Here is a 14,484-nt window from a genome sequence, read left to right as displayed (position 1 = left end):
CCGGCTTCGGCGTCGACGACGCCGGTGCGGGTCAGCGGCGCCGCCGGGGGCGGGACAGCGCTCGGAGCACGGCGCGGAGGACGTACACGATCACAGCTACGCCTGCTGTCCCGCCGAGGAGGCGCTGCCACCAGCTCCAATCCGGATCCGTGAGGGCGCTGCCGATCATCAGGGGCGGGAACAGCAGGACGAACATGGCGGTCCGGACGGGGGCGGAGCCGCCGAGCCGGGCGGTGGCGGCCCGCTCTGCGGGAGACGCGGGCTGGTCTGGGTGAGGCATGGGTTCGTCCGGTGGTGGCGGTGTGCGCGGGGCGCAGCAGGCCAGCTTGCACGGTGTGGGGTGGGGGAACGGCTCGGCTTCGTGGACGGGAGGTGCGACCGGTTGAGGTCTTGCTCTCGTCGAGGCAACGGTGAGGGTACCTGCGGAGGCGTACAACAGCGCGGACACCAGGATGAGGAGGCGGTAGTGGTCGTTCATCGCCGCGTCGTACTCGGCCCGGGTCAGGTCCGCCGGGGGACTGCTGCCGGGGATCGTGTACCCGGTGTCGTCGGACGCGGGTTGTCGGCCGCCGTTGTCGACGGTGCTCAGGCCGAGCGCGACCAGGCAGACGACCACCGCCAAGGCAGGCTTCACCGCGCGCGGGAAAGAGCGCAGGCCGGCGGCGAGTCGACGCTCGCGTCCAAGTCCGGCCTCCGGCGCGCGGTATCGGATCAGGGCGACGACGAACACGGGGACGGCCGGCGCGATGAGCACCAGCACGAGGCGTCGGGGCATGACGCCGGCTCCCGGCAGGAGCGTGCCGCCGGCGGAGACCAGTCCGGCGAGGCACAGTGCGAACGCCGCCGCACCGTGCACCCGGTAGCCGGCTCGCAGCTCCCGCATCCGCCTCACCTCCGGCGGCACCCTGCCGCCGCGGACGCCGCGGCCGCAACGGCACAGTCGGGCAAGGCCGCGCCCCGCGGGCTGCCGCGCCACGGCAACCAGTGCGTAGGCGGCGGCGCACGTCGGGGGGCGGAACTCGGCCGGGGTGGCCCTCGTGGATACCCGCCTGACCCGGCGTGAAGGCGCCGGGGGTCTCAGAGCGTCCGGGTCATGAACACGCTGTTGGGGTCGGGCCGGTAGTCGGCGAACGGGCCGCAGTAGTCGAAGCCGAACTTCTCGTAGAGCTTTCTGGCGGGCAGGAAGAAGTCGGCCGCGCCCGTCTCCAGGCTCAGCCGCGTGAAGCCCAGTCGCCCGGTCTCGGTGAGGATGTGCGCCAGCAGCCGGGAGGCGATCCCGCTGCGGGTGCGCGTCGGTTCGGTGCGCATCGACTTCAGCTCGGCGTGGTGCGCGTCCAGTCTGGTGATCGCGCCGCAGCCCACGACGGCGTCGTCCTCCCGCGCCGACCAGAAGGTGACTCCGGGGCGGCGGAGCGCGTCGAGGTCGAGCGCGTGCTTGCTGTCCAGGGGTGTCAGGGATCGCATCTGGCGCAGGTGGTCGGCGAGGAACCGGGCGATCTGCGGGCCGGACAGGTCGTCCACGGCGATTCTCATCCTGCTCACTCGTCCCTGCGACGCCCGGCGGCGTCGGGGGCGTAGTTCGGGTTCGCCATGTAGACGCCGGTCAGCGTGCCCTTCCGGCTCACTTCCCAGCCGCCGACGATGGCCGTCGGCGGCACTTCGCCGTCGGGGTCGTCCACCATCGTGGCGTCGATCTCGTACACCCAGCCGCCCGCGTGCCGACGGGCCTCCGCCACCAGTTCGGGCGGCGGTGTCCGCGTGGTCTTGTCCCCGCCCGGCCGCCGTCTGAACAGACCTGCCACGTACGTTCCCCTCCTCGACCGTGAGCCCCGCGGCCATCCTGTCACCTCCGGCCGCCCGCTCTGCTTGACTCTGCGGAGGCGGCGAAGGAAGTGGGAGCGGGTATGCCGGTGGAGTTCGGGTGGTGGCGGGTGGACGACGCGTACGCGCCAACAGGGTTCCGGCGGCCGCGGGGCGTTCCGGTCGCGCGGGAGCGTACGGTGCCGCGCCACCGCGGTCTCGTCGGCCGCCCCGTCCAACCGTGATCGTCAGAGTCGCCGGGGACCGGGACTTCCCCGGCTTTCTCGCGCTCGCCGCCGAGGTCGAGGTGTGGTTCGGGCCCATGGTCGCGGAACCCGGGTTCCACGACGCCGTACGCGAGCACATCCGGCACGGCGCCGCGCTCGCCGCCGTCTCCAGGGACAGGGACGACGAGGTCGTCGGCGGGCTGCTGTTCGGGGGCGCGGCTCCGGTGTGGGAGGTGCACTGGCTGGTCGTGTCCGAGCGGGCGCGGGGGCAGGGGGTCGGGCAGGCGCTGATGGCGGAGGCGGAGCGGCGGTTCGTACGGGGGCGGGGGGCCGGGTGCGTCGAGGTGGTGACGTTCGGGGCGGACCATCCGGGGGCCGTGGACGGCGGGGCGCGGGTCTTCTACGAGCGGCTGGGGTTCCGTGCCGCGGAGGACGCGCCGCCCGGGCCCGAGGGCGGTTCGCGGCAGGTGTTCCGGCGGGCGGTCGGCGGGCCGGGGGCGTGACCGGGGAGTGACCGGGGGAGTGCCGGAAGGGGGCTACCGGTGCTCGTACTCAGGCGCGGGTGAGTACCACCGCTCTGGTCCCGTCCCGCCGGCGGCCGTGACGCTGGCGGCATGCCTCCTGTGCTGCGGATCCTGCTGCTCCAGTCCCTCTCGCTCGCTCTCCTCGCCGGCGCCGCCGTCGGCGCCTGGGCCGCGTGGCTCGGCTGGGACCAGGTCCGGAACGTCGGGCCGGACGGCACCGAGACGGGGCCGTACGCGGCGTGGCAGGTCCTCGGGCTGGTGGCCACGCTGCTTGGCGCCGTGGCCGCCGGCGCGTACGTCCGGCACTTCGTGCCCGCCGTCCTCGGGCCGACCCTCGGGCTGACCCTCGCGTCCTACGCGGACTGGTCGGACGACGGGAGCGGGCTCTACGTTGTCGGGGTCGGGCTGGTCATGATGGGTACGTTCGTCGGGTCCGCCCTGGTCACGGTCGTGGTGGGCGCGCTGCGGCGGGAGGACGGGGCGGCGCGGCAGGCGCGCGTCCCGGTCCGCTGACGGCCGAAGCGGAACCGGGAGTACCGGGCGCGGCGTCCTCCGGCGGGGCGGCGGGCCGTTCGCGGGGGCGCGGCGGCCCCGCCGCCCCGCGAGTCGAACACGGCCGACGCGACCGTCAGGGAGCCACTGATGACGCAGTCCGCACCACAGCAGCAGCGCCCGGCGCCCGCCCCGCCCGGGTCGCAGTACCTCAAGGAGATCCACTCCAGACTCCTCCCCGGCACCGCGGTCCCCGAGCTGCTGCCGCCCGCGGTCCGCGTCGACGACCGCGGCGTCCGGGAGGCCGTCGTACCGCCCGCCGTGCCGCGGGCGGCCGCCGGCTCCCTCGCCGACATCCCCTTCGACAGCGCCGCCCGCGCCCCCGGCGCGGCCGCGCTCGCCCGCCCCCGCGACGACGGCAGCGGGGCCTGGGCCGACGTCACCGCCGCCGAGTTCGCCGCCGACGTCCTCGCCGTCGCCAAGGGCCTGATCGTCTACGGCCTCCGCCCCGGGGACCGGCTCGCGATCATGTCGCGGACGACGTACGAGTGGACCCTGCTGGACTTCGCCGCCTGGGCCGCCGGCCTCATCACCGTCCCCGTCTACCCCACGTCCTCCGCCTTCCAGGCCCGCCACATCCTGCACGACTCCGGCGCCGTCGCCTGCGCCGTCGAGACCGTCGAGCAGGCCCGGCTGATCAGCGGCGCGCGCCAGGCCCTTCCGCACCTCGCCCACCTCTGGCAGCTCGACACCGGCATCCTCGGCCAGCTCGCCGCCGCCGGCCACGACGTGCCCGACACCCTGGTCCGCCAGCGCCGCGCCGGCCTCGGCCCGGACAGCGTCGCCACCGTCATCTACACCTCCGGCACCACCGGCCTGCCGAAGGGCTGCGTCCTGACCCACGGCAACTTCCTCGCCGAGGTCGACAACGCCATCGAGCTGCTCTACCCCCTGTTCAAGGCCGTCAGCGAGGATCCCGCCGCCACCCTCCTCTTCCTCCCCCTCTCCCACGTCCTCGGCCGCATGACCGCCGTCGGCTGCCTCCGCGCCGGCGTCAAGCTCGGCCACGCGCCCAGCATCCGCACCGAGGACCTGCTGCGCGACCTCGCCGCGTTCCGCCCGACGTTCCTCGTCGGCATCCCGTACGTCTTCGAGAAGGTCTACAACACCGGCCGCGCCACCGCCGAGGGCATCGGCCGCCTCGCCTCCTTCGACCGCGCCGCCAAGGTCGCCGTCCGGTACGCCGAGGCCGTCGAGGCCGAGTTGCACGGCGAGGGGCCCGGCCCGGGGGCGGGCCTGAGGGCGCTGCGCAAGCTGTACGACACGCTGGTCTACCGCCGCATCAGGGCCGCGCTCGGCGGCCGCGTCACGTACGCGATCTGCGGCGGCTCCCCGCTCGGCCGCCGCATGGCCGCCTTCTACGCGGGCGCCGACGTCATGGTCTTCGAGGGGTACGGCCTCACCGAGACCACCGCCGCCGCCACCGTCACCCCGCCGCTGAAGCCCCGCTTCGGCACGGTCGGCTGGCCGCTGCCGGGCACCGGGATACGCATCGCGCACGACGGGGAGGTGCTGGTGCGCGGCGGGCACCTGTTCTCCGGCTACTGGGACGCCGCGGCCGGCGTGACCCGGCTCGACACCGACGACGACGGCTGGTTCGCCACCGGCGACCTGGGCGAGCTGGACGCCGACGGCTACCTGACCCTCACCGGGCGCAAGAAGGACCTCATCGTCACCGCCTCCGGCAAGAACCTCGCGCCGGCCCCGCTGGAGAGCAGGCTGAGCGCGCACCCGCTGGTCAGCCAGTGCCTCGTGGTGGGCGACGACCGGCCGTACGTCGCGGCGATCATCACCCTCGACCCGGAGGGGCTGCGGCACTGGCGGATGATGCGCAAGCGCGAGTACGTGCCGGTGGAGGACCTGGTACGCGACGGGCTGCTCCGGGCCGACCTGCAACGGGCGGTGGACGAGGCGAACGAGCTGGTGTCGCGGGCGGAGTCCATCCGCCGGTTCACGGTGCTGCCGGCGGAGTTCACGGAGGCGGGCGGGTATGTGACGCCGTCGATGAAGCTGAAGCGGGCGGCGATCGTGCGGGACTTCGGGGCGGTCATCGACGAGTTGTACGCGGCCGAAGGCTGACCGGCTCCCCGCCCCTCCGGCACCCGGACCGCCCGGCGCTCCGGGCCACCCGGACCCGCCCGGCGCCCCGGACCCGCCCCGGGGGCGCGTGCCCCTCAGCCGCGCTCCGCGCCCGCCAGCAGCCGCCGCAGCGACGCCGCCGCCGGCGGCCCCCACGTCCGCTTGCCGCCCGCCCGGCCCCGTACCCCCGCCTCCCCGATCAGCAGCCCGACCAGCGCCCGCAGCACCGCCCAGCCCCGCGCCCGGCGCCGCGTCGCCGCGTCGGCGGCGGGCCCGTACGCGGCGTGGAAGCGGTCGGCGGCGGCGTCGTCGGGGAGCAGGATCCACGGGGCGGCGAGGTCGAGCGCGGGGTCGCCGGCGCACAGGTCGCCGAAGTCGACGACGCCGCAGAGGGTGCCGCCGGCGGTGAGGACGTTCGCGGGGTGCAGGTCGCCGTGCAGCCACAGCGCGGGCCCGGTCCACGGCGGCGCGGCGACGGCGTCCGCCCAGACGGCCCGTACGGCGTCGGCGTCCGCGGCGGCGACGACCCCCAGCCCGGTGGCCTCGGCGAGCTGCTCCTCGAACCACCCGCCCACCTCCGCCAGCGGCCCGCCGCGCCCCCGCCCGGCGGGCGCGCCGCCGGGGGCGGGGCGGTGCAGCGCGGTGAGGAACGCGGCCAGGGCGTCGGCGGCGGCCGGGCCGCCGGCGGCCGGGACGGGGGCGTGGTCGGCGGGGGTGCCGGGCACCCAGGTGGTGACGGTCCAGGGGCGCGGGAAGCGGGCGGAGGGCTCGCCGAGTCGGCGCGGCACGGGTACGGGCAGGGGGAGGCGCGGGGCGAGGTCCGGGAGCCAGGTGTGCTCCTTGCGCAGCAGCTCGTCCGCGGACCGCGTGGCCCAGGGGAGCCGGACGGCGAGGTCGTCGCCGAGGCGCCAGAGCTGGTTGTCCCAGCCGCGGGCGCCGAGGCGGAGGGTCCGGCCGGCGAGGTCGGGGTGCTGGTCGCGCAGGAGGCCGCGGATCAGCTCCGCGGTGATCTCGGGGGTCCCGGGGTCCGCCGGCCCGGGCGCGCTGGTCTCGGTGTCGCCCATGGGACGCCACCGTATCCGGACATGGCAGAACCCCCGCCGGGCGGCGGGGGTTCTCCCTGGTCAGCGTGGGGCGGGCGTCAGGACGGGTTGACGTTCGCCGCCTGCGGACCCTTCGGGCCCTGCTGCACGTCGAAGGTCACCTGCTGGTTCTCTTCAAGCGAGCGGAAGCCTTGGGCGTTGATAGCGGTGTAGTGGACGAAGACATCGGGACCGCCGCCGTCCTGGGCGATGAAGCCGAAGCCCTTTTCAGCGTTGAACCACTTGACGGTTCCGGTAGCCATGAGCCCTCCTTGGGCCAAAGGGTCGCCCTGCCCCAGAGCCTCGAAGAAGCCTGAAAACGACACATGCCTGCGGCGTCAGAATCTCCGCAGGCACGGTACTGCAAGGAAACCAAACTGCAACTTGGCGCCGAGCCTAGCACGGGGGAGCCCGTCCCGGTAGGGAAAAGATCACGCTCCGGTGTGCCCCCGTACCCCCGTGCGGCGGGGCGGCGGTTAGCCTCGGAGCCGTGACAGCACCACCTCCTGACGCAGGAGCCAGACGGCGGCCGCGGGTCGGCCACATCCAGTTCCTGAACTGCGTCCCCCTCTACTGGGGCCTCGCCCGTACGGGCAGCCTGCTCGACCTGGAGCTCTCGAAGGACACCCCGGAACGGCTCAGCGAGCAGCTCATCGACGGGGAGCTGGACATCGCCCCCGTCACCCTCGTGGAGTATCTGCGGCACGCCGACGAGCTGGTCGCGCTCTCCGACATCGCCGTCGGCTGCGACGGCCCCGTGATGTCCTGCGTGATCGTCTCGCAGCGGCCACTGGCGGACCTGGACCGGGAGCGCGTCGCGCTCGGCTCCACGTCCCGCACCTCCGTGCGGCTGGCCGAGCTGCTGATCGGCGAGCAGTACGGCGTCGCGCCCGACTACTACTCGTGCCCGCCCGACCTCTCCCTGATGATGCGCGAGGCGCAGGCCGGCGTGCTCATCGGCGACGCCGCCCTGCGCGCCTCGCTGCACGACGCCCCGCGCCTCGGGCTGCACGTGCACGACCTGGGGGAGATGTGGAAGGCGTGGACCGGGCTGCCGTTCGTGTTCGCCGTCTGGGCCGTGCGCCGCGACTTCCTCGCGCGCGAGCCCGCGCTGGTGACGGACGTGCACCGGGCGTTCCTCGACTCGCGCGACCTGTCGCTGGCCGAGGTCGGCAAGGTCGCGGAGCAGGCGGCGCGGTGGGAGTCGTTCGACCCGCCGCTGCTCGAACGGTACTTCCGCACGCTGGACTTCCGGCTGGGCGCGGCGCAGCTGGAGGGCATCGACGAGTTCGCGCGCCGGGCCGGGTTTCCCGACGAGGCGCGGGTGCGGCTGCTGCCCGCGGGCGGGGCGCCATAAACTGGGCCGTCCGCGGGCCGGGGGCGGGCCCGTAGGAGAGAGCCGTAGGCCAGGTGAGGACGACGGGCCAGGGGGGTGCCGATGCAGCCGGTGCAGAGCGGAGATCCCGGGGCCGTCGGGCCGTACCGGGTGCTGGGCCGGCTGGGCTCCGGCGGCATGGGCCGGGTCTTCCTCGGCCGCAGCCCCGGCGGCGCCACGGTCGCCGTCAAGGTCGTCCACCCGCACTTCGCGCACGACGACGAGTTCCGCGCCCGCTTCCGCCGCGAGGTCGAGGCGGCGCGGCGCGTCGGCGGCGCGTGGACCGCGCCCGTCCTCGACGCCGGGCCGGACGACGACGTGCCGTGGGTCGCCACCGGGTACGTCGCCGGGCCCAGCCTCCGCGACGCGGTCGCCGAGCACGGGCCGCTGCCCGGGGAGGCGATGCGCACGCTGGGCGCGGGGCTGGCCGAGGCGCTGGCGGCGGTGCACGGGCTCGGGCTCGTCCACCGCGACGTCAAGCCCTCCAACGTCCTGCTGACCCTGGACGGCCCCCGCCTCATCGACTTCGGCATCGCCCGCGCCACCGACGGCACCGCCTCGCTGACCGCCTCCGGCGCCTCGGTCGGCTCGCCCGGCTACATGTCGCCCGAGCAGATCCTCGGCCGGCCCGTGACGGGCGCGGGCGACGTCTTCAGCATGGGCGCCGTGCTCGTCTTCGCGGCCACCGGGCAGCCGCCGTTCCCCGGGGACAGCGCGCCGACGCTGCTGTACCTGGTGGTGCACGAGGAGCCGCAGCTGCACGGGCTGACCGGCGAGCTGCGCGAGCTGGCGGCGGCGTGCCTGGCGAAGGACCCGGCGGCCCGGCCGGAGCCGGCGGAGGTGGCGCGGCGGCTGGCGGCGGGCGGCGGGGCGGCCGGTCTCGTACGGCCCGGATGGCTGCCGGCGCCGGTGACGGAGCAGATCAGCCGGCGGGCGGTGGAGCTGCTGGCGATGGAGGCGCAGCCCGCGGATCCGGCGGAGCCGTCCGGGGCGGAGAAGCGCGGCGACGGGCTGCCCTCGGGGCCGGTGCCGCTCCAGTCGGCGGAGTACGGGCCGGGGGCGTTCGGGCCGCCGCCGGTGCTGGACGGGACGGCGCCGGGCGGCACGACGGCGCCGGGGGCGCCGGGGGCCGGGCAGCCGACGGGCGGGCCGGGCGCCGGGGCCGCCGGAGCCCTGGCGGCCGGCGGCCCGACGGCGGCCGAGCGGCGTGCCGAGGTCGGTCTGCGCTCGCGGCGGTTCAGCTGCACGCTGGTGCTGTCCGTCGCGGGCGCCCTCGCGGCGCTGACGCTGGGCCTGTTCTTCGTCCCCGGGCTGCTGGAGGGCGACGGAGGCAGTTCGCAGGCCGGCGACAGCAGCGCCGGCGCCTCCGCGGGCAACGGCGACGGCGACGGCAGCGGCAACGACGGCGGCGAGGCGACCGACAGCCCGTCCCCGGAGCCCACCCGGGCGACGGAGGTGGACGCCGTACCGGAGAAGTTCCTCGGCGACTGGCAGGGCCAGATCCTCCAGGAGGACGGCGTGCCGAACGGCAGCGTCAGCGTCGAGATCAAGGAGGGCGGAAAGGGCGAGTACGTCGCGTACTTCGACTACTCCGTCTACGACGTCGCGCACTGCTACAGCCGCGCGAAGCTCACCGCCGCCACCGGCACCACCCTCACCCTCCGGGAGGAGGACGACCCCGCCCGGGAGAACTCCGAGGGCGTCTGCACCTCCGGCGAGTCGAAGGTGACGCTGACCCACAAGGGCGGCACGACCGTCGAGTACCGGTCCGACGCGGAGGCGTCGGGCAACCCGCGCTCGACGCTGTCCAGGGCCTCCGGCTGAGGGCCGCGCCCGCCGGGGCGGGCCCGGCGCCGGAGCGGGTGACGTCACCCGCGTAGGCTGGTGTCCGCTCGTACGCACCACTCGCGGAAGGGGCCGGTCACCGTGACCACCGATCTTCAGGCAGTCCTGGACCGCGCCGCCGCGGGCGGCCGCGTCACCCCCGGCGAGGCCCTCGACCTGTACCGCTCCGCCCCGCTGCACGCGCTGGGCGCCGCCGCCGACGCCGTACGCCGCCGCCGCTACGCCGGGACCGAGCACATCGCGACGTACATCATCGAGCGGAACATCAACTACACGAACGTCTGCGTCACCGCCTGCAAGTTCTGCGCCTTCTACGCCCCGCCCACCGCCACGGACAAGGGCTGGACCCGCGGCCTGGACGACATCCTGCGCCGCTGCGAGGAGACCGTGCGGCTGGGCGGCACGCAGATCATGTTCCAGGGCGGCCACCACCCCGACTTCGGCGTGGAGTACTACGAAGAGCACTTCTCCGCGATCAAGAAGGCGTACCCGCAGCTCGTCATCCACTCCCTCGGCGCCTCCGAGGTCGAGCACATGGCCCGCATCTCCGGCACCACCGCCGAGGACGCCATCCGCCGCATCCACGCCGCCGGGCTGGACTCCTTCGCGGGCGCCGGCGCGGAGCTGCTGCCCGCCCGGGCGCGGCGGGCCATCGCACCTCTCAAGGAGAGCGGCGAACGGTGGCTGGAGATCATGGAGACGGCGCACGGGCTCGGGGTGGAGTCGACGTCCACGATGCTCATGGGCACGGGCGAGACGAACGCCGAGCGGATCGAGCACCTGCGGATGATCCGCGACGTGCAGGACCGCACCGGCGGGTTCCGGGCCTTCATCCCGTACACGTACCAGCCGGAGAACAACAAGCTGAAGGGCCGCACGCAGGCGACCACGCTGGAGTATCTGCGGATGATCGCCATCGCGCGGATCTTCCTCGACAACGTCGCGCACATCCAGGGCTCCTGGCTGACCACCGGCAAGGACGTCGGCCAGCTGACGCTGCACTACGGCGCGGACGACCTCGGCTCGGTGATGCTGGAGGAGAACGTGGTGTCCTCCGCGGGCGCCCGGCACCGCTCGAACCTGCGCGAGATCATCGAGATGATCCGCGGCGCCGACCGGGTGCCGGCGCAGCGTGCGACGACGTACGAGCACCTCGTGGTGCACGACGACCCGGCGGACGACCCGGCCGACGACCGCGTAGTCTCGCACCTGTCGTCCACGGCCATCGACGGCGGCACGGCGCACCCGGAGCTGACGCTGGTGGAGGCCGACCGGTGACGCGCGCGACCCTGGAGAAGCAGCCGCACGAGGTGGCGGCGATGTTCGACGACGTCGCCGCGAAGTACGACCTCACCAACGACGTCCTCTCCCTCGGCCAGGCGCGCCTGTGGCGCCGCGCGGTCGCCCGCGCGGTCGACGCGCGGCCGGGGCAGCGGGTGCTGGACCTGGCGGCGGGTACGGGCACGTCGTCGCTGCCGTTCGCGGCGGCGGGGGCGTACGTGGTGCCGTGCGACTTCTCGCTCGGCATGCTGCGCGAGGGCCGGCGGCGCCACCCGCGGCTGCCGCTGACGGCGGGCGACGCGACGCGGCTGCCGTTCGCGGACGGGGTGTTCGACGCGGTGACGATCTCCTTCGGGCTGCGGAACGTCCAGGAGACGGACGCCGCGCTGCGCGAGATGCGGCGGGTGACGCGGCCCGGCGGCCGGCTGGTGATCTGCGAGTTCTCGCACCCCACCTGGGCGCCGTTCCGCACCGTCTACACCGAGTACCTGATGCGCGCGCTGCCGCCGCTCGCGGAGCGGGTGAGCAGCAGCCCGGACGCGTACGTCTACCTCGCGGAGTCCATCCGCGCCTGGCCGGACCAGCCGGCCCTGGCCGCCCGGCTCGCCGCCGCCGGCTGGACCCGCCCGGCCTGGCGCAACCTCAGCGGCGGCATCGTGGCCCTCCACCGCGGGTACGCCGCCGGCTGAGCCGGGGGCGCGGCAAGGGGCGCGCGCCGGGCTGTCGGCGGGGGCACTTAGACTTCCGGGAACGACCCGCGTGACCTGGGAGCCGCCGTGACGGACGCCACTGAGTCCACCCGCAGTGCCGATGTGATCGTCGTCGGGGCCGGGCCGGCCGGCTCGACGACCGCGTACTACCTGGCCAAGTCCGGGCTCGACGTCCTGCTCCTGGAGAAGACGGCGTTCCCCCGCGAGAAGGTCTGCGGCGACGGGCTCACCCCCCGGGCCACCAAGCAGCTCATCGCCATGGGCATCGACGTCTCCGAAGAGGCCGGCTGGCTGCGCAACAAGGGCCTGCGGATCATCGCCGGGGGCAACCGGCTCCAGCTCGACTGGCCGGAGCTGGCGGCCTACCCGGACTACGGGCTGGTGCGCAAGCGCGACGACTTCGACCAGCAGCTCGCCCAGCAGGCGCAGAAGGCCGGCGCGCGGCTGTACGAGCGGTGCAACGTCGGCGAGCCCGTCATCGACGAGCGCACCGGCCGGATCACGGGCGTCCACGCGAAGCTCGGCGAGGAGAAGACCCCCGTCACCTTCCACGCCCCGCTGGTCATCGCCGCCGACGGCAACTCCTCCCGGCTCTCCCTGGCGATGGGCCTGTACCGCAACGAGAAGCGCCCCATGGGCGTCGCCGTCCGGACGTACTTCACCTCCCCCCGGCACGAGGACGACTACCTGGAGTCCTGGCTGGAGCTGTGGGACAAGCGCGGCCCGGAGGACCGGCTGCTGCCCGGCTACGGCTGGGTGTTCGGCATGGGCGACGGCACGTCCAACGTCGGCCTCGGCATCCTCAACTCGTCGTCCGCCTTCAAGGAGCTGGACTGGCGCGACGTGCTCAAGGCGTGGTGCGCCTCGATGCCCGAGGAGTGGGGCTACACCCCGGACAACATGACCGGCCCCATCCGCGGCGCCGCCCTGCCCATGGCGTTCAACCGCCAGCCCCACTACGACCGCGGCCTGCTGCTCGTCGGCGACGCCGGCGGCATGGTCAACCCGTTCAACGGCGAGGGCATCGCGTACGCGATGGAGTCCGGCCAGATCGTCGCGGACGTCGTCGTCCAGGCCCACGGCCGCGCGACGTACGCCCAGCGCGAGCTGGCGCTCCAGCGCTACCCGAAGGTCCTGAAGGACACCTACGGCGGCTACTACCAGCTGGGCCGCGCCTTCGTCCGCCTCATCGGCAACCCGAAGGTGATGAGGCTCGCCACCGAACGCGGCCTGACGCACCCGGTGCTGATGCGCTTCACCCTGAAGCTCCTGGCGAACCTGACGGACCCCCAGGGCGGCGACGCGATGGACCGCATCATCAACGGCCTGACGAAGGTCGCCCCGCGCGCGTAGCCGCCACCGGTTCTTGGGAATCCGCGCACAAGCCGTCGTCGCAGCGCCGGCAGTCCGGCGCGCCGGCGAGGCGGGCGCGTACGGTCTTGCCGCAGAACCGCCGCGGGAACCAGGTGATCTCCCCGCCGAGCCGCGCCGCGACCAGCAGCCCCCGCCCCCGTTCGCGGTGCTGCGGGTCGGTGTCCCGGGCGAGGGCGCCCGCGAAGTCGGGGAAGTCCGGGACCGGGTCGGAGACGTCGATCACCAGCCCGCCGCATTCGAGGAGGGTGAGGTGCAGCGCCAGCTGGTGCCCGGCCACCCGGCCGTGCTGGATGGCGTTCGACACCAGCTCCGAGACGATGAGGACGGCGTTCCCGACGTCTCCGCGCCAGCCCCAGCCGGTCAGCGTGCAGCGGGTGTGGCTGCGGGTCAGCCGCGCCGACCGCTTGACCATGGCGTAGCGCATCGCCCACTCCTGGACGGTGTGCTCGTCGATGTTCCGCAAGCGCTGTGTCACAGTCGCCACCGATCTCCTTCTGTACAGAACGTCGTCCGCGCGGAGCGGGCGAGCACGGTGTGTATGCCCGTGGCCGCTCAGCGCGACGACGCGGGAGAGGTGACTACGCCCGTACGGTGGCTGTGCGGGGCGGATGGCTGACGCAAGGTTCGCCGACAGGGTGGGGACGCCGCGGCCGCCACGCGCGGGCTGGAGCGGCGGCGCCGGAGCGGCGGCGCCGGAGCCGGGCCGGTCGTGCTCGGGTGAATTCGGGCGTGTGCGCGTGATCCGCTTCCGCGTGCGGCTCGCCGGGTCGTAGCCTCCGTGCCATGGCTGATGAGTTGCGCGGCGAGCCTGCCGCCCTGTCCCTTGAGCAGCAGCAGGTGCCCAGCTCCGCGCGGGTGTGGAACTACTGGCTCGGCGGCAAGGACCACTACCGGTCGGACCGGGTCGCGGGGGAGGCGGTGGTGGCGTCGTATCCGCAGATCGTCACCCTCGCGCGGCAGTCCCGGCAGTTCCTGATCCGCGCGGTGCGGCTGCTCGCCGGTGAGCTGGGGGTGCGGCAGTTCCTCGACATCGGCACCGGCCTGCCCACCATGCTGAACACGCACGAGGTGGCCCAGGCCGTCGCGCCCGAGTGCCGGGTCGTCTACGTCGACAACGACCCGATCGTGCTCGCCCACGCCCGCGCGCTGCTGACCAACACCACCCCGGAGGGCGTCACCGCCTACGTCGACGCCGACGTGCACGACCCCGAGCTGATCGTCGCGGACGCCCGGAACGTGCTGAACTTCAACGAGCCGGTCGCGGTGGTGTTCCTCGGCATCCTCGGCTACGTCGCGGACTTCGACGAGGCCAAGTCCATCGCCGCCCGCGTGATGGACGCCGTCCCCTCGGGCAGCTACCTGCTGCTGCGGGACAACACCGACAGCGGCGAGAAGGTGCGCGAGGCCGCGGACAAGTACGCCGAGAGCGGCGTCGACCCGTACCACCTGCGCACGGTGGCGCAGTTGCACGAGTTCTTCACCGGCCTTGAGCTGCTGGAGCCCGGTCTGGTGCCGGTGGAGGACTGGCGCCCGGACGACTCGGCGGTGGGGACCGCCGGGCACACGGGCGACCACGGGGGGCTCGCCCGCAAGCCGTGAGCCGCGCGGGGCGCCGCGGTCGCGGCCGGGCTTGAG

Annotated in this window: 15 protein-coding genes; 9 read left to right on the top strand and 6 right to left on the bottom strand. The window is 74.4% G+C overall.

Going from position 1 to position 14,484, the window contains the following annotated elements; all coding sequences use genetic code 11:
- Positions 1-31 precede the first annotated feature (31 nt).
- The 3 genes from ACHZ99_RS10280 to ACHZ99_RS10270 form a co-directional block, all read right to left on the bottom strand.
- Positions 32-883 carry a hypothetical protein gene (locus ACHZ99_RS10280; RefSeq protein ID WP_420304149.1) on the bottom strand — a complete coding sequence of 284 codons (852 nt, stop codon included), beginning with the start codon at positions 881-883 and terminating at the stop codon, positions 32-34.
- A 194-nt stretch (positions 884-1,077) separates the two neighbouring features.
- Positions 1,078-1,533 carry a GNAT family N-acetyltransferase gene (locus ACHZ99_RS10275; RefSeq protein ID WP_420304677.1) on the bottom strand — a complete coding sequence of 152 codons (456 nt, stop codon included), beginning with the start codon at positions 1,531-1,533 and terminating at the stop codon, positions 1,078-1,080.
- Between the two features lie 5 nt (positions 1,534-1,538).
- A complete protein-coding gene (locus ACHZ99_RS10270) occupies positions 1,539-1,802 on the bottom strand; it encodes a hypothetical protein (RefSeq protein WP_420304148.1) in 264 nt (87 codons plus the stop codon).
- 239 nt (positions 1,803-2,041) lie between these two features.
- Here ACHZ99_RS10270 and ACHZ99_RS10265 point away from each other — a divergent pair, with 239 nt between their 5' ends.
- From ACHZ99_RS10265 to ACHZ99_RS10255, 3 genes are all read left to right on the top strand, one after another.
- A complete protein-coding gene (locus ACHZ99_RS10265) occupies positions 2,042-2,530 on the top strand; it encodes a GNAT family N-acetyltransferase (RefSeq protein ID WP_420304147.1) in 489 nt (162 codons plus the stop codon).
- 111 nt (positions 2,531-2,641) lie between these two features.
- Positions 2,642-3,064: a hypothetical protein gene (locus tag ACHZ99_RS10260; RefSeq protein ID WP_420304146.1), complete on the top strand. Its 423-nt coding sequence runs from the start codon at positions 2,642-2,644 to the stop codon at positions 3,062-3,064.
- Between the two features lie 129 nt (positions 3,065-3,193).
- Positions 3,194-5,182 carry an AMP-dependent synthetase/ligase gene (locus ACHZ99_RS10255; protein ID WP_420304145.1) on the top strand — a complete coding sequence of 663 codons (1,989 nt, stop codon included), beginning with the start codon at positions 3,194-3,196 and terminating at the stop codon, positions 5,180-5,182.
- Between the two features lie 95 nt (positions 5,183-5,277).
- Here the strand turns inward: ACHZ99_RS10255 and ACHZ99_RS10250 are convergent, their stop codons facing one another.
- Positions 5,278-6,246, bottom strand: coding sequence for a phosphotransferase (locus ACHZ99_RS10250; protein WP_420304144.1), 969 nt, complete (start codon positions 6,244-6,246; stop codon positions 5,278-5,280).
- 77 nt (positions 6,247-6,323) lie between these two features.
- The gene (locus tag ACHZ99_RS10245) at positions 6,324-6,527 is read right to left on the bottom strand and encodes a cold-shock protein (protein ID WP_420304143.1); all 204 of its coding nucleotides are present in this window, start codon (positions 6,525-6,527) and stop codon (positions 6,324-6,326) included.
- Positions 6,528-6,754: 227 nt separating this feature from the next.
- On the opposite strand from ACHZ99_RS10245, the gene ACHZ99_RS10240 reads away from it, so the two are divergent.
- The 5 genes from ACHZ99_RS10240 to ACHZ99_RS10220 all read left to right on the top strand — a co-directional run bounded on the left by ACHZ99_RS10240 (position 6,755) and on the right by ACHZ99_RS10220 (position 12,828).
- Positions 6,755-7,621, top strand: a complete 867-nt coding sequence (locus tag ACHZ99_RS10240) for a menaquinone biosynthetic enzyme MqnA/MqnD family protein (protein WP_420304142.1) — start codon at positions 6,755-6,757, stop codon at positions 7,619-7,621.
- Between the two features lie 81 nt (positions 7,622-7,702).
- Positions 7,703-9,463 carry a serine/threonine-protein kinase gene (locus ACHZ99_RS10235; RefSeq protein WP_420304141.1) on the top strand — a complete coding sequence of 587 codons (1,761 nt, stop codon included), beginning with the start codon at positions 7,703-7,705 and terminating at the stop codon, positions 9,461-9,463.
- Between the two features lie 102 nt (positions 9,464-9,565).
- Complete coding sequence (mqnC, locus tag ACHZ99_RS10230; protein WP_420304140.1) at positions 9,566-10,762, top strand: cyclic dehypoxanthinyl futalosine synthase; 1,197 nt, start codon at positions 9,566-9,568, stop codon at positions 10,760-10,762.
- Positions 10,759-11,454, top strand: a complete 696-nt coding sequence (locus ACHZ99_RS10225; RefSeq protein ID WP_420304139.1) for a demethylmenaquinone methyltransferase — start codon at positions 10,759-10,761, stop codon at positions 11,452-11,454. Before mqnC ends, ACHZ99_RS10225 begins: the two co-directional genes overlap by 4 nt.
- A gap of 87 nt (positions 11,455-11,541) precedes the next feature.
- On the top strand, positions 11,542-12,828 hold the full coding sequence (locus tag ACHZ99_RS10220; RefSeq protein ID WP_420304138.1) for a geranylgeranyl reductase family protein: 1,287 nt from the start codon (positions 11,542-11,544) through the stop codon (positions 12,826-12,828).
- Here ACHZ99_RS10220 and ACHZ99_RS10215 read toward each other — a convergent pair.
- Positions 12,794-13,333, bottom strand: a complete 540-nt coding sequence (locus ACHZ99_RS10215; protein ID WP_420304137.1) for an ATP-binding protein — start codon at positions 13,331-13,333, stop codon at positions 12,794-12,796. The two genes, ACHZ99_RS10220 and ACHZ99_RS10215, sit on opposite strands and share 35 nt — an antisense overlap.
- A 299-nt stretch (positions 13,334-13,632) precedes the next feature.
- Here ACHZ99_RS10215 and ACHZ99_RS10210 point away from each other — a divergent pair, with 299 nt between their 5' ends.
- Positions 13,633-14,448, top strand: coding sequence for an SAM-dependent methyltransferase (locus ACHZ99_RS10210; RefSeq protein ID WP_420304136.1), 816 nt, complete (start codon positions 13,633-13,635; stop codon positions 14,446-14,448).
- Positions 14,449-14,484 lie beyond the last annotated feature (36 nt).

It is taken from the genome of Streptomyces sp. MAR4 CNX-425, from assembly GCF_048656465.1.
Lineage (GTDB): Bacteria > Actinomycetota > Actinomycetes > Streptomycetales > Streptomycetaceae > Streptomyces.
The sequence above is the reverse complement of the archived record's forward strand: the minus strand, read 5'-3'. Positions and strand labels throughout refer to the sequence as shown.

Coding starts and splice junctions, on each gene's coding strand:
- ACHZ99_RS10255 (WP_420304145.1), top strand. CDS start 3,194: ATGACGCAGTCCGCACCACAGCAGCAGCGCCCGGCGCCCGCCCCGCCC.
- ACHZ99_RS10275 (WP_420304677.1), bottom strand. CDS start 1,533: ATGAGAATCGCCGTGGACGACCTGTCCGGCCCGCAGATCGCCCGGTTC.
- ACHZ99_RS10280 (WP_420304149.1), bottom strand. CDS start 883: ATGCGGGAGCTGCGAGCCGGCTACCGGGTGCACGGTGCGGCGGCGTTC.
- ACHZ99_RS10250 (WP_420304144.1), bottom strand. CDS start 6,246: ATGGGCGACACCGAGACCAGCGCGCCCGGGCCGGCGGACCCCGGGACC.
- ACHZ99_RS10210 (WP_420304136.1), top strand. CDS start 13,633: ATGGCTGATGAGTTGCGCGGCGAGCCTGCCGCCCTGTCCCTTGAGCAG.
- ACHZ99_RS10260 (WP_420304146.1), top strand. CDS start 2,642: ATGCCTCCTGTGCTGCGGATCCTGCTGCTCCAGTCCCTCTCGCTCGCT.
- ACHZ99_RS10245 (WP_420304143.1), bottom strand. CDS start 6,527: ATGGCTACCGGAACCGTCAAGTGGTTCAACGCTGAAAAGGGCTTCGGC.
- ACHZ99_RS10235 (WP_420304141.1), top strand. CDS start 7,703: ATGCAGCCGGTGCAGAGCGGAGATCCCGGGGCCGTCGGGCCGTACCGG.